Annotated in this window: 14 protein-coding genes; 6 read left to right on the top strand and 8 right to left on the bottom strand. The window is 61.8% G+C overall.

Going from position 1 to position 12,828, the window contains the following annotated elements; all coding sequences use genetic code 11:
* Positions 1–175 precede the first annotated feature (175 nt).
* The 4 genes from rpoH to BLW36_RS10000 all read left to right on the top strand — a co-directional run bounded on the left by rpoH (position 176) and on the right by BLW36_RS10000 (position 3,310).
* A complete protein-coding gene (rpoH, locus tag BLW36_RS10015; RefSeq protein ID WP_091387828.1) occupies positions 176–1,030 on the top strand; it encodes an RNA polymerase sigma factor RpoH in 855 nt (284 codons plus the stop codon).
* A 111-nt stretch (positions 1,031–1,141) separates the two neighbouring features.
* The gene (locus BLW36_RS10010) at positions 1,142–1,519 is read left to right on the top strand and encodes a DUF423 domain-containing protein (protein ID WP_091387827.1); all 378 of its coding nucleotides are present in this window, start codon (positions 1,142–1,144) and stop codon (positions 1,517–1,519) included.
* A gap of 76 nt (positions 1,520–1,595) precedes the next feature.
* Complete coding sequence (trmB, locus tag BLW36_RS10005; protein WP_091387825.1) at positions 1,596–2,312, top strand: tRNA (guanosine(46)-N7)-methyltransferase TrmB; 717 nt, start codon at positions 1,596–1,598, stop codon at positions 2,310–2,312.
* 206 nt (positions 2,313–2,518) lie between these two features.
* Entirely contained in the window at positions 2,519–3,310 is a 792-nt protein-coding gene (locus tag BLW36_RS10000) for an outer membrane beta-barrel protein (RefSeq protein WP_091387823.1), read from the top strand.
* Positions 3,311–3,343: 33 nt separating this feature from the next.
* Here the strand turns inward: BLW36_RS10000 and BLW36_RS09995 are convergent, their stop codons facing one another.
* Positions 3,344–5,269 (bottom strand): ATP-binding cassette domain-containing protein, encoded by a 1,926-nt coding sequence (locus BLW36_RS09995; RefSeq protein WP_091387820.1) that lies wholly within the window; start codon positions 5,267–5,269, stop codon positions 3,344–3,346.
* A gap of 101 nt (positions 5,270–5,370) precedes the next feature.
* Between BLW36_RS09995 and BLW36_RS09990 the strand changes: the two genes are divergently transcribed.
* Positions 5,371–5,868 (top strand): TIGR02444 family protein, encoded by a 498-nt coding sequence (locus BLW36_RS09990; RefSeq protein ID WP_244506212.1) that lies wholly within the window; start codon positions 5,371–5,373, stop codon positions 5,866–5,868.
* A 3-nt stretch (positions 5,869–5,871) separates the two neighbouring features.
* Here BLW36_RS09990 and BLW36_RS09985 read toward each other — a convergent pair whose 3' ends face one another.
* A complete protein-coding gene (locus BLW36_RS09985) occupies positions 5,872–6,774 on the bottom strand; it encodes a histidine kinase (protein WP_211567179.1) in 903 nt (300 codons plus the stop codon).
* Between the two features lie 455 nt (positions 6,775–7,229).
* On the opposite strand from BLW36_RS09985, the gene bamJ reads away from it, so the two are divergent.
* A complete protein-coding gene (gene bamJ / locus BLW36_RS09980) occupies positions 7,230–8,033 on the top strand; it encodes a BamJ family beta-barrel-assembly machinery protein (protein WP_091387816.1) in 804 nt (267 codons plus the stop codon).
* A 135-nt stretch (positions 8,034–8,168) separates the two neighbouring features.
* Here bamJ and rsd read toward each other — a convergent pair whose 3' ends face one another.
* The 6 genes from rsd to gshA form a co-directional block, all read right to left on the bottom strand.
* Positions 8,169–8,636: a sigma D regulator gene (rsd, locus tag BLW36_RS09975; RefSeq protein ID WP_091387814.1), complete on the bottom strand. Its 468-nt coding sequence runs from the start codon at positions 8,634–8,636 to the stop codon at positions 8,169–8,171.
* Positions 8,637–8,850: 214 nt separating this feature from the next.
* Positions 8,851–9,537 (bottom strand): LrgB family protein, encoded by a 687-nt coding sequence (locus BLW36_RS09970; protein ID WP_091387812.1) that lies wholly within the window; start codon positions 9,535–9,537, stop codon positions 8,851–8,853.
* A complete protein-coding gene (locus BLW36_RS09965) occupies positions 9,530–9,922 on the bottom strand; it encodes a CidA/LrgA family protein (RefSeq protein ID WP_091387810.1) in 393 nt (130 codons plus the stop codon). The genes BLW36_RS09970 and BLW36_RS09965 overlap by 8 nt, the downstream gene beginning before the upstream one ends.
* Positions 9,923–9,973: 51 nt before the next feature.
* On the bottom strand, positions 9,974–10,465 hold the full coding sequence (locus BLW36_RS09960) for a disulfide bond formation protein B (protein WP_091387808.1): 492 nt from the start codon (positions 10,463–10,465) through the stop codon (positions 9,974–9,976).
* Positions 10,466–10,496: 31 nt separating this feature from the next.
* Positions 10,497–11,093: an acyl carrier protein phosphodiesterase gene (locus BLW36_RS09955; RefSeq protein ID WP_091387806.1), complete on the bottom strand. Its 597-nt coding sequence runs from the start codon at positions 11,091–11,093 to the stop codon at positions 10,497–10,499.
* A gap of 29 nt (positions 11,094–11,122) precedes the next feature.
* The gene (gene gshA / locus BLW36_RS09950; protein ID WP_091387804.1) at positions 11,123–12,706 is read right to left on the bottom strand and encodes a glutamate--cysteine ligase; all 1,584 of its coding nucleotides are present in this window, start codon (positions 12,704–12,706) and stop codon (positions 11,123–11,125) included.
* Positions 12,707–12,828: the final 122 nt, after the last annotated feature.

Here is a 12,828-nt window from a genome sequence, read left to right as displayed (position 1 = left end):
CCGGACCTGTGGATAACCGCTCTAAAGGCCCGGAATTCAACGCATTGCGCCGGCTTGCGGACTTCCTAAGGCGGTTGCGCAAGTGCTACACTGAGGCCAATTTGTCGCCGGACCCAGAGCCGGCGGCGTCCGGTGAGTGACTACCGGCAAAAGAATAGTCTGAGGAGAGACCTGCATGGGAACCAGTCTACAGCCAGTACATATGCTGTCTCCGGGCGCCAACCTGGGTGCCTATATCCAGACGGTCAGCAGCTTCGAGGTGCTGTCCGCGGAGGAGGAAAAGCGTCTGGCGGAAGACCTCTACTACCGCGAAGACCTGGACGCCGCGCGCCAGTTGGTGCTGTCGCACCTGCGCTTCGTCGTGCATATCGCCAAGTCCTATTCCGGTTACGGCCTGAACCAGGCGGACCTGATCCAGGAGGGCAACGTCGGCCTGATGAAGGCGGTCAAGCGCTTCAACCCGGAAAAGGGCGTGCGCCTGGTGTCGTTTGCGGTGCACTGGATCAAGGCCGAGATTCACGAATTTATCCTGCGCAACTGGCGCATCGTCAAAATCGCCACCACCAAGGCGCAGCGCAAGCTGTTCTTCAACCTGCGTGGGCAGAAGAAGAAACTGGCGTGGCTGACCAATGACGAAGCCAAGGCCGTGGCCGCAGACCTGAACGTCGACGTGTCCCAGGTCCATGAAATGGAGGGTCGCCTGGCCGCTCACGACGCCGCCTTCGATGCCGGCGTCGATGACGATGACGACTCCGCCTGGCAGGCGCCGGCTCACTACCTGGAGGATCGCCGTTTCGACCCGGCCGCACAGCTGGAACGGGACAACTGGCAGGAGACCAACCTGAATAGCCTGGCCGCCGCGCTGGAGCAGCTGGACGAGCGCAGCCGCGATATCATCCAGGCGCGCTGGCTGTCCGAAGAGAAGTCGACCCTGCATGAGCTGGCGGACAAGTACGGCGTTTCCGCCGAACGCATCCGTCAGCTGGAAAAGAACGCGATGAAGAAAGTGCGCGTGGCCATGGAAGCCTGATCGCACGCACTCTGACTTCGGTGAAAAACCGCGCAGTCGCGCGGTTTTTTTATTTGTGTAGCACCCTTCCCGCTCGCCGGCCCGGCCGGAACAAGGATAAACGGAAGCACGATGTTCAAACTCTATCTGTCGATTGCGGCGCTGTTCGGCGCCACCGGGGTAATGCTGGGTGCCTTTGGTGCGCACGGCCTGCGCGGCAAAGTCGCGGAGAACCTGCTGGAGGCCTACAAGACCGGCGTGCATTACCAGATGGTCCACGCGCTGGCACTGTTCGGGGTGGCACTTTTGATGCAGCACTGGGGTGCGCGCACGTCGCTGCTGACCAGTGGCGCACTGTTTGCGCTGGGCGTACTGCTGTTTTCCGGCAGCCTCTACGGCCTGACTTTCGGCGGCCCGCGCTGGCTGGGACCGGTCACGCCGCTCGGCGGCCTGCTGATGATCGGCGGCTGGGTGGCGCTGCTCTTCGCCGCGCTGACTCTTTCCAAATAAATTTACACGGCTGGAGTGCGACGCGTCGCTCCTACAATAGTTATCGATATCGCATTCGCATACGAGGTCGCGAATAATGCAAGATGAATCCGCGCAGGACTTTCCCTACCGCACCGAGTACAAGAAAAAATCCATCCGCAGCTATGTGATTCGCGCCGGGCGTATGACCGAGGGGCAGCGCCGCGCGTTCGACAACTACTGGGGTGACTACGGCCTGTCCCTGTTCGGTGGACCGCTGAAGCCGCGAGAAGTGTTTGGCCGCGAGGCACCGCTGGTGCTTGAAATCGGATTCGGTATGGGTGACTCGCTGCTGGCGATGGCCGAGGCGGAACCGGACAAGGATTTTATCGGCATCGAAGTACACCCGCCCGGTGTCGGCCGGCTGATCAACAATGCCGGCAAGGCCGAAGTGAAGAACCTGCGCGTCTATATGGCCGACGCGGTGGATGTACTGAACGACTGTATCGCCGACGGATTGCTGGATCGCTTCCAGCTGTATTTTCCCGATCCCTGGCACAAGAAAAAGCACCACAAGCGCCGCATCGTGCAGCCGGAATTCGTGCGCCTGATCTGCAGCAAATTGAAGCCCGGTGGATTGCTGCATATGGCCACCGATTGGGAAAATTACGCGGAACACATGCTGGAGGTACTGGAGGCGGAACAGATGCTGGAAAATACCGCCGGCAAAAACCACTATGCGCCGCGCCCGCCATTCCGTCCCGAGACAAAGTTCGAGCGCCGCGGCCAGCGCCTCGGCCACGGCGTCTGGGATCTGCTCTACCGGCGGCGCTAAAACCGCCGCCCCGTCGGCCGCGGCAGCAGCATTCCTGTCATCGCTGCCGGCGGGCCTGTCCCCCACTGCTCCTACGTGAATACCTTTTTGGTGCCCGTGCCATTGCTCGGGGCCGCCGCCCTGCGCTGGCGCGCCGTTGGGCTGTGAAAATGTCTGCTATCTTCAATCAGACCCGACCCCGGTAAAAGGAACTTCCGGAGCTAACAATGACAATACGCGGCCAGCATCGCGCGCTTATTCCCGTCATATTTCTGTCACTTGGCCTCGGCAGTAGCGGCGTCTCCGCCGACCTCGAAGGAACCCTGACGCTGTACCTGAACGGCGGCCGCTATTGGTTCGACGGCGACCGGCTCGATGGCACCCCCTTCCAGGGATTGAAGCTCAGGGACACGACCGGCGGCGGTGGTGGCTTCGGTTTCATGATGACCGATCGCTGGGCCATGGAAGGGGTGGTCGATTATTTCAGTGCGAGTCTCAAAGACATCGATGAGAAAGTCGACGTCTACAACTACCACCTGGATCTGCTCTACCAGTTCGGTGGCCAGTTCTGTGGCAACTTCTGCTGGCAGCCATATGTGGCTTTCGGTGCCGGCGAGATCCGGGTGGAATTCGACGATTCTCCCGACGATTTCTTCAACTGGCACGATCGGCAGACCATGGCCAACGTCGGTCTGGGGGTCAAATACCGGTTGGGACCGCGCTGGCAGGCGCGCGCCGACGCGCGCGCTTTCCAGGGTGTGGAGGAAGGCGGACTGGACGCCTTCGTCAGCGTCAGTATCGGCTACCAGTGGATCGAGTATCCGACGGTGTGGCGCGACCGCGACGCCGATGGTGTCTTCGACGATGCGGATCAGTGCCCGCAGACACCACCGGGGGTCAGTGTGCAGGGTGACGGCTGCCCCGTCGATTCGGACCGCGACGGCGTGCCCAGCTACCTGGATCGCTGCCCCAATACACCCTTGGGCACGGCCGTGAATGAAGACGGCTGCCCGTTATAGCGGCGCGTCTCGACTCACTGCCGATGTCGCGTTTTAGCCGTCTCCCTGCGCTACCTCGATCTGCTCAGAAATTTCCAGCCACTGCATTTCCAGCTCCTCCAGTTTCTCGCGCTGCTGCGACTGTTCGCGATTCAGGCGGGCTATCTCGTCCTGTTGGCCACCGCTGTAGAGGTTTTCATCGGTGAGCTTGCTTTCCAGTTCTGCCAGCGCCTTCTCCGCGCGGGCCATCTCGCGCTCGACATTCTTGAGCTTGTTGGTCAGGGGCTTCAGCTGTTCGCGCAGTGCCGCCGCGGCGCGCCGCTGTGACTTCCTGTCCTCGGCGGGCTTGCCGCCATCTTCCGTTTGCTCCTGCGCATTTTCGTCACGGCGTTTCTTGTCGCGATTGAAGCTCAGCAGCCACTGCTTGTAGTCCTCCAGGTCGCCGGCGTACGGCTCCGCGCGGCCATTGGCCACCAGAATAAATTCGTCGGCAGTATTGGCCAGCAGGTGGCGGTCGTGGGAGACGAGCACGACGGCGCCGGGAAATTCCGCCAGCGCCAGGGTCAGGGCGTGACGCATCTCCAGATCCAGATGGTTGGTGGGCTCGTCGAGCAGCAGCAGGTTGGGTTTCTGCCAGGCGAGTATGGCCAGTGCCAGCCGTGCTTTTTCGCCGCCGGAAAAGCCTTTTACCGTCTCAAACACCCGGTCACCGGCAAAGCCGTAGCCGCCGAGAAAATCGCGCAGCGACTGTTCGCTCGCATCCGGCGACAGCCGCTGCAGATGCAGCAGCGGCGACGCGGCTGCATCCAGCGCCTCGAGCTGGTGCTGGGCAAAGTAACCCACGGCCAGGTGTTCGCCGCATAGTCGCTCGCCGCTCACGGGCGGCAGTTCGCCGGCCAGTGTCTTGATCAGGGATGACTTGCCGGCGCCGTTCGGGCCGAGCAGGCCGATACGCCGCCCGGGCTGTATACCCAGCTGTACCTTCTTTACCACGACCTTATCGCCGTAGCCGATATCCGCATTGCGCAGATCGATCAGCGGGTCGGAGGTTTTGTCCGCCGCGGGCAGGGAAAAACGAAATGGCGAATCGATATGCGCCGGGGCTATCTGTGCCATGCGGTCCAGCGCTTTCAGGCGGCTCTGCGCCTGCTTGGCCTTGGTGGCCTTGGCGCGGAAGCGGCGCACGAAATTCTCCATGTGCGCGCGCTCCGCCTGCTGCTTCTCATATTGCGCCTGTTGCTGTGCGAGCCGCTCGGCGCGGGCGCGCTCGAAGGCGCTGTAGTTGCCGCTGTACAGTACCAGCTGCTGCTGCTCGAAACTGACGATGCCGTCCACGACGGCATCGAGGAAATCGCGATCGTGGGAGATGATCAGCAGGGTGCCGGGGAAGCGCTGCAGCCACTGCTCCAGCCACAGGGTTGCATCCAGATCCAGGTGGTTGGTAGGTTCGTCGAGCAACATCAGGTCGGCCGGGCACATGAGCGCGCGGCCGAGATTCAGGCGTATGCGCCAGCCACCGGAAAAGCTGCGCACCGGCTTCTGCTGGTCGGCGTGGGAAAAACCCAGGCCGTCGAGCAGCTGCGCCGCGCGCGCCGGGCCGCTGTAGCCGTCGATGGCTGCCATGCGCTCGTGCAACTCGGCCAGCTGGTGGCCGTCGCTGTCGCCATCGCCGCGCTCGGCGCGTTCCAGCCGCTGTTGCAGCTGGCGCAGTTCGCTGTCGCCGTCGAGTACGTAGTCCAGCGCGCTCTGTTCGCTCGCCGCCACCTCCTGCGCCATATGGGCAATGCGCCAGCCCGCCGGCACCTCTACCCGGCCGCTGTCGCTCTCCAGCTGGCCCAGCAACAGCTTGAACAGGGTCGACTTGCCGCAGCCGTTGGCGCCGATAATACCGACCTTGTGGCCCGGGAAGATGCGGCAGTCCGCATCGTGCAGCAGTTCGCGCCCGCCCCGTTGCAGGGAGACGCCTTGCAAATTGATCAAAGAAAAAACCTCTTACGCGCAAGTCGATGGATGCTAGGCTATTCGACACAACAGAGTGCGGCGGAGCTTGCCTGCGCCTTCCGCCGGCCCGGGATTCTAACGTGACAAAAACCGCACCTCCATCTTCTCCGCCGCCCGATTCACTGAACAATCCCCTGTGGCAGTTCAGTGTGGATTTCTATCGCCACGACGATGTGCAGCAGTTTCTGCTGGATTGCCAGGATTACAAAGGCGCAGACGTGTGCCTGATGCTGTGGGCCAGCTACGCCACCGCCTGTGGGCGCCAGCTGAGTGAGGAGAGCTGGCGCGTGGCCGATCGCGGCCTGGCACCGCGGCGGCGCATGATTATGAGTGTACGCCGGCTGCGCCGCTGGCTGGGACGAATGCGACCGCGCACACAGGGTCTCTATGAGAGCTGTAAACGCTATGAATTGAAGCTGGAGCAGCTGCAGTTGGCCGCGCTGTGGCGACTGTACAGTGAAAGCTGGCCGGAAGATCGTCCGGCGCTGGAGCTGGCGGGGCAGCAATACGGTCTGCTGCAAAAAGAACAGGCCCGCTGGGCGGGCCTGATCGAGAGCTACAAAGCCAATCTAACTTAGCGATTACTCGTCGCCAGAGTTTTCCCTGGAGAACAGGCTGTTGGCTGGGGTTGCCGGGGTAATGGTCGGCGCCGGCTTGGGCGCTTCCACCGGCTTGCTCTCTGCTTCCGCCGGAGTGCCAAACGGGCGCGCCTCGGGTGTCTTGCCCATAATCGGCGCACTTTCGGACGGAGCGGTTTCCGGCTTCTTCTCTACAGGTGCGGCCGGCTTGGTTTCGGCGGGTTTCGGCGCTGCAGCCTTCTTGGCTTCCGGCTTTTGGGTTGCGGCTTTCTTCGCCGGCGCTTTCTTGGCTGCGGGCTTGGCTGCTTTTTCGGTCGGCGCTTTGGCTGTACTGGCCTTTTTCGCCGGCGCTTTTTTGGTGGTGGCTTTCTTCGCGGTGGTTTTCTTTGCCGCCTTCTTCGGCGCCGCTTTGGTTGCCGCGGCCTTCTTCTCCGTCGCTTTTTTCGCAGTTGCGGTCTTTTTGGCGGCCTTTTTGGCGCCCGCCTTTTTCTTCTTGGTCTTACTACCCGCTGCAGCCTTCTCCGCTTTGGCGGCGGCTTTGCTGATAGTTTCCGCGAGTTTCAGTTCCATCTTGGCGGCCGCTTCCGCCTGCTTGGCTTCGGCCGCTGCGTCCGTTGCCTGCTGTAGCGCATCGGTCAGCTTGTCGACGTTGGCCTTGGCGGTATCCACGCGTTTCTGCGCAGCTGCGGTTTTGTTCTTCTTAACCGCGGCGCGCGCCTGGCTCAGTTTGGTCTTGGCTTTCGCCAGTTTGTCCTTGGCGGCGGTCAGCGCTTTCCCGGCCTTTTGAACTGCTTTACCGGTGTCGGTGACCTGCTTGGTGCGAGCCTTGTCGAGTTGTGTGGTGAGCTTGGCAATTTGTGCTTCCAGTTCTGCGACCGGATTGACAGCTTTTCGTTTGGCAGCCATGAGTAAATGTCCTGACGTTTATTATCGATGAGCGCGTCCGGGCAGTGTGGACCCGGCATTAGTGCGGTCGGCGCCGCTGAAACAGATTCACGCACTGAGCAGCTGTTTGGGAAGTTACAGACCACCCCTGAAATTTCTGCAACAACTGCCGGTGGAGGGCCGATAATAGCGCTGTTTCTTTAAAAAATGTATGCCACAACCGGGCAAAAAAAGCGATCGCTGCAGATTTTTGCCAAACAGCGCGGGAACTATTGAGTAAATATGGTGCCTTGCACACTGTGTGCGCCACTGGTGTGCAGCGTCAGTCACCATAGGTTAGACTTGCGAGGCACTGGCGAATGCAGCGGCCCGCCTGGATTGCGGAGGGCTCAGAATTGCTTGAGAAGCCATCAGCGGCGTTGGCCCCAGGTCAGGCGCGAATCAACAAATGCATTACGGACAAAGAGAAAAGACCCATGAATAAATACCCTTTGGCTGCAGCAGTTGCCCTTGGCCTCGCGCTGACCGGCTGTAACAAACAGGAGTCCAAAGAAGGTGCCGAGGTTGCCCTGGATTCCCAGGAGAAGAAGGTCAGCTATATCATCGCGGAAGACATGGCCAACCGCCTGAAGACCCAGGACGTAAAACTGGATCCCCAGGTCGTGCTGATGGCTCTCAATGACGTAGCCAGTGGTCGCGAGTCGCGCCTGTCCGATGAGGATAAGCAGCAGGTCATCGCCGTGTTCCAGGAGAAGATGCAGGCGAAGCAGCAGGAGATGCTGGCCAAGCAAGAGAAAGAGTTCAAGGAAAGTGCCGACAAGAACCTGCAAGAGGGTAAGGCATTCCTGGAAGAAAACGCCAAGAAAGAAGGCGTGGTGACCACTGACTCAGGTCTGCAGTACAAAGTGATCACCGAGGGCAGCGGCGACACCCCGAGTGCCGACAGCACCGTCGAAGTGGACTACAAGGGCACGCTGATCGATGGGACTGAGTTCGACAGCTCCTACGCCCGCGGTGAGCCGGTACAGTTCCCGGTCAATGGCGTGATCAAGGGCTGGACCGAAGCGCTGCAGTTGATGAAAGAAGGCGCTAAGTGGGAACTGTATATCCCTTCCGAACTGGCATACGGACCGGGTGGTGCCGGTGGTCTGATCGGTCCCAACGCGACACTGATTTTCGAAGTGGAGCTGCACAAGGCCAATGTCGGTGGCGATGAGGCTGCGGAAGACAAGCCCGCCGAAGGCGCCGAAGAGAAGAAGGAAGAAGCCGAGCAGCAGTAAGCTGATTTCCTGCAGCGGCTAGCGAACAGAGGGGCGATCGGTTGATCGCCCTTTCTTTTTGCCGACTGCCGGCACCGCAAACTAAAAGGGCGAACTGGATGTTCGCCCCGGGAATTTACCGCTGTGAATTGGCCGTCAGGCCAGTTGATTCTTGTGCGCCGTGTGCAGCAGCGCGATCATCTGATCCTCGGAGCTGAAGCGGGATTCCAGTGCCTCGCCCAGTTGGCTGAGATCCTGTACCAGGCTGGAAAGGTCGTCGGTCTCCTGATACTTGTCGTTGAAGTCGACCGCTATGTCCGTGGTTGTATCGATATGCTGGTAAAGTTCGCGCGCCTGTTCGAGGCCTTTCTTGTCGTCAAACTCCTGACCTTCGCGAATCAGTTGTTCGTAGACTTCAAAGTGGCCGGCGGAAACATAGTCCACCAGCAGCTGGCACAGCTGGCGTACATTTTCTTCCGTCTCGCTGTCGCGCTCGGCAAATTCCTTCTTTTCCGACAGGCTGCAGAAGCGCACCAGCAGCGACTGCCGCGAGTGCAACCAGCGATCGATGATCTCGCTCACGCCACCCCAGCGTTCGCGCGCCGACTTACAATTTTCCAGCATCTCCAAGCTTCCTTTTGTTTCTGTTACCGCTTGCGCCAGAACATTCATTGTTCTCAACAGGCCTATGCAAGATAGGAGATTCCCCCGCCGGCAGCAAGGTGAAAAGCGCAATCTACGCCAGATTACCGCGGGTAACGTGACCGTAAAAACTAGGTGGTTCACCGCGTCTTTATTGACGCAGCGGTCGCGCTTCAAGGCGGCGACAAGTACGGTCTCAGGGGGCGAGAAACAGCGGCAGGACGATGGCCGTCAGCGCGCCGCAGAGGCCCATCGCCAGCGCGGCAAAGGCACCGCACAGCGCACTGATTTCCAGTGCCCGCGCGGTGCCGACGGCATGGGCGTTGATGCCGAGCGCAAAGCCGAGCACGCGGTGATCGCGGATGTTCAGCCGCTGCAGCAGCGGCGGTCCGGCCACCGCGCCCACCACGCCGGTAAATACCACTATGCCCGCGGTGAGGCTCTGGGCCGCATGAATTTTTTCCGCCAGTGCCAGCGCTATGGGCGTGGTGATGGATTTGCCGGACAGCGCCAGCAATACCGGTTTCGCCGCCCCCAGCAGCAGCGCCACCACTACCGCGACTACCGGTGCCAGCAAGGCGCCGACCGCAAGGGTCACCGCCAGTGGCCAGCCGGCGCGGCGGATGATCGCCAGGTTCTGTTTCAGCGGCACCGCCAGTGCAACCACGGCCGGACCCAGCAGTGCGTACAACAGGCCGCTGGCCTGCTGGTAATCGGCATAGGGGATCTGCAGGAGCCACAGCACCGCGGCAACCAGTGCGCTGGCGCCGACGATCGGGTGCAGCAGCGCGGTGCCGCTGCGGCGATAGATGGCGACGCCGAGCAGGAAGGCGCACAGGTTCAGAGGCAGCGCGAACAGCGGGCTGTGCAGCAGCTCAGTCATCGACGCCCTCCCTGTCCGCCCGCTTCAGCAGCCTTGCCAGCAGCAGCGCGCACAGTGTGAGACTCACCAGCGTGCCGACCACGGTTGCGGCGAGCAGCCCGAGCCAGTCCTGGGCGGAGAGGTCGCGCAGATAAAAGACGCCGACGGCCGCGGGCAGGAACAGCAGTGCCAGCAGCCGCAGCAGTTGTTCGCTGACTTGCGCCAGCCCGCGCGGCACGCGGCCGTAGACCATCAGCGCGAGCAGCAACAGCAGCATGCCCAGCACCGAGCCGGGTACCGGCAGCGCTAAGGCTTCACTGATCGTGCGGCCGAGCCGTTCGCAGCCGAGCAGGATCGCCGCTCCGGCGAGCCAGTGCGCGACGTCGCGCAGGCGAAAGGAATCCATTCTGTTGTGTGCCGTTAAAGACAACGGTGGCCATGGCCACCGTAAAAATTATCAGTGCTTGCGGAATGCCTGCCAGCCGCCGAATAAAATCAGACCGGCGAAGCCCACCGCGGCCCAGCCGGGGATGCTGAGTCCCATCAGGGTCCACTGGATCTCGGCGCAGTTGCCGTCGCCAGTGAGCAGTGTCTTGATCACATCGGCCAGCGGAAAGGCGTCCAGCATATAGGTGATGCCCGGGCCGCAGGCCGGTACCTGGTCAGCTGGCAGGCTCTGCAGCCACAGTTGGCGCCCGGCAAAGTACAGGCCACCCATCCCCCACAGCGAAACCAGCAGGCCGTAGAAGCGTCGACCGATGGTGTCCGGGTTGTGCACAAAGGCGATCAGGGACACGAGGCCCACGCCCAGCAGCATCACCCGCTGGGTGATGCACAGCGGGCAGGGCTCCAGCCCGCGCACATATTCCAGATAAAAGGCGGCGCCGAGCAGGAAAACTACGGCGAGAAAAACCAGCAAAAACGTAATACGCGGGTTGGGTAGGCTCATGATTAATTCGGGTCCGGCTATTTATTCGCTGCTATTTATTGACTGTGTGTTGCTGTCGAAACCTGGCGGCTTCGCGATTCAAGTCGGTAAATAGATAATTAAAATTGTGTTCCAGTACTGTCCGGGCGGCGATCAGCTCCGGCAGTGCTTCGTGCAGTGGCACCGGTCGACGTAGGCGCTGGCCGACGCGCTCGAGTGTGCGCGCAATGACCTGCTCGTCTCCGTAACTCTGCAGCAGTTTAAATTGCTCGGCGCGGGCGATAAACGCCTGCGCGCGCGGCGGAATATACCGACTGCGAGCGTGAAAGTCCTGCCAACATTGGTCACAGAAGCTTTCCAGCGGTTGATCGTGCCAGTGCGACCACTGGCGATTGAGCAGATGATCGAACCAGATATCCAGCAAGATGCCGGCGTAACGCCGCCAGCGCGGGTCCAGCCGGGTCAGTGCGTCGCGATAGGCGGGGTGGGCGTCGGTGGTGGCATCGATGCGGCGGTGCAGGCGAATGCCGGCCTCTATCGCCGCGGGGCGCTCGCCTCTCAGCGGGCCCTTGACGAAATCCCCGAGCAGGCCGCCCAGGCGCCAGTCCGGGTCGGAACCGGAGAGCAGCAGGTGGGCCAGGTAGTTCACGGGCGCCTCATGGCGACGTGTCCGCCCGGCTATCTCTGACAGAAGATGTACTGAGCATAGTAGCGGCCGAGAAAGTCCTCGAAAGTGCCCGTGTCCGCGCCCTCGATCTGCCGCTGTCGCTGCAGTGATTCCTCCGCTTGCTGCTGGAATTCCCGCTGGGTATCCGCGTCCAGCGGCCGCTCCAGGAAGTACTGGCGGTGCTGTTCGGCCTTGTCCGCGGCCCACTGGAAGAAGCTCTGTCCGTGGGCTTTCATCTCCGCGAGGACATGGGCGGCCGGGGTGGCAATTTCCCCTTTCACCTTGGCGCGCTGCACGCCGACCGCGCGGCGGTAGTCGTCGCCGCCCCAGGCGCCGTCGAGCAGCTCGGCGATGGGCTCCATCTGTTCCAGCAGGCGCGTGGCCCAGTCGGTCAGTTTCAGTTCGCCGCCGTTGTGAATCAGCTGTAGTTCCGGATCGCGGCCGCGGTAGACGATGCGGTTCTGGTTTTCCTGGGTCGCGCGGTAGTCGGCATCGTCGGTCTTGGGGCTGTCGTGCAGCAGGCAGTGCAGCAGGAAACTGTCGAGGAAGCGCATCTGCTGGGCGTCGATACCCAGCGGCGCGAAGGGGTTCAGGTCGAGGCAGCGCACCTCGATATACTCGACGCCGCGATTGTCCAGTGCCGATAGTGCGGTCTCGCCCATCTTGGCCGGGTTTTTCGGCCGGATCGGCGAATAGAATTCGTTCTCGATCTGCAGCAGCCCGGTGGACAGCTGCTGGTAATGACCGCTCGCGTCTTTGACCCCCAGTTCGTGATAGGGCCCGTAGGGACGGCTGATCGCCGCACACAGCGTGGACAGGTAGCTGGGCAGATCGTTGTAGCAGACGATCAGCGACTGCTGTGCGTCGCTGTTGTAACCCAGGTCGCCCATGCGCAGTGAGGTTGCGTAAGGGGCGTGCAGGCTGCGCTCGTCGCCGTTGAACGGCTCGAGGTGATGCTCGCGGCCTTCAACAAATGAGGCGCACACCGCCGGTGCGGCACCGAACAGGTAGATCAGCAGCCAGTAGTGCCGGCGGAAATTGCGGATCAGGTCGAAGTAGCGGCGGGTCTTGAAGTCGCGCAGGTCCTCGCTGCTGCCCTCGTGCTCGTGTAGCCATTTCCACAAATCATCGGACACGGAAAAGTTGTAGTGGATACCGGCGATGGTCTGCATCGCGCGGCCATAGCGCAAGCCGAGGCCCAGGCGGTAGACGGTCTTCATGTTGCCGCTGTGGGAGCTGCCGTAACGGGCCACCGGAATATCCGCGTCGGCGCCGATCACGCAGGGCATGCTGTTGACCCACAGGCGCTCGTCGCCGATCTGGCCGTAGGTGTAGCGGTGTATGCGATCGAGGATCTGCAGTGCCTCTTCCGGTGTCGCTACCGGCGGCGTGATGAATTCCAGCAGTGCCTCGGAAAAATCGGTGGTGATGCTGTCGTGGGTCAGCGCGGAACCGAGACTCTCGCCATGGGGTGTCTGGGCGAGGGAGCCGTCCGGTGCGACCCGCAGGCTTTCCTTCTCGATGCCGCGGCGAATGCCCTTCAGCAGTTGCAGCGTGTTCGGCTGGGCCAGCGCGGCCAGGTGAGAAATGGGCACTCGGGACTCCTTGTTCGGGCCTTAGGCACCTTGGCGGGGGGCTGTAGGCACTTTGCACTGCCGGCGTCGTTTATTGCGCCGTGAATTCGGGCGATATGGGGTCGGCGACGCCAATCTCAAGC

The organism is Microbulbifer marinus, assembly GCF_900107725.1.
In the GTDB taxonomy this organism is placed as follows: Bacteria; Pseudomonadota; Gammaproteobacteria; order Pseudomonadales; family Cellvibrionaceae; genus Microbulbifer; species Microbulbifer marinus.
The sequence above is the reverse complement of the archived record's forward strand: the minus strand, read 5'-3'. Positions and strand labels throughout refer to the sequence as shown.

What these genes read in the sequence shown, in the direction of transcription:
- trmB (WP_091387825.1), top strand. Translation starts at nt 1,596, where the DNA reads ATGCAAGATGAATCCGCGCAGGACTTTCCCTACCGCACCGAGTACAAG.
- BLW36_RS09965 (WP_091387810.1), bottom strand. Translation starts at nt 9,922, where the DNA reads ATGGATTCCTTTCGCCTGCGCGACGTCGCGCACTGGCTCGCCGGAGCG.
- BLW36_RS09985 (WP_211567179.1), bottom strand. Translation starts at nt 6,774, where the DNA reads ATGGCTGCCAAACGAAAAGCTGTCAATCCGGTCGCAGAACTGGAAGCA.
- bamJ (WP_091387816.1), top strand. Translation starts at nt 7,230, where the DNA reads ATGAATAAATACCCTTTGGCTGCAGCAGTTGCCCTTGGCCTCGCGCTG.
- rsd (WP_091387814.1), bottom strand. Translation starts at nt 8,636, where the DNA reads ATGCTGGAAAATTGTAAGTCGGCGCGCGAACGCTGGGGTGGCGTGAGC.
- rpoH (WP_091387828.1), top strand. Translation starts at nt 176, where the DNA reads ATGGGAACCAGTCTACAGCCAGTACATATGCTGTCTCCGGGCGCCAAC.
- BLW36_RS09970 (WP_091387812.1), bottom strand. Translation starts at nt 9,537, where the DNA reads ATGACTGAGCTGCTGCACAGCCCGCTGTTCGCGCTGCCTCTGAACCTG.
- BLW36_RS10010 (WP_091387827.1), top strand. Translation starts at nt 1,142, where the DNA reads ATGTTCAAACTCTATCTGTCGATTGCGGCGCTGTTCGGCGCCACCGGG.
- BLW36_RS09960 (WP_091387808.1), bottom strand. Translation starts at nt 10,465, where the DNA reads ATGAGCCTACCCAACCCGCGTATTACGTTTTTGCTGGTTTTTCTCGCC.
- BLW36_RS10000 (WP_091387823.1), top strand. Translation starts at nt 2,519, where the DNA reads ATGACAATACGCGGCCAGCATCGCGCGCTTATTCCCGTCATATTTCTG.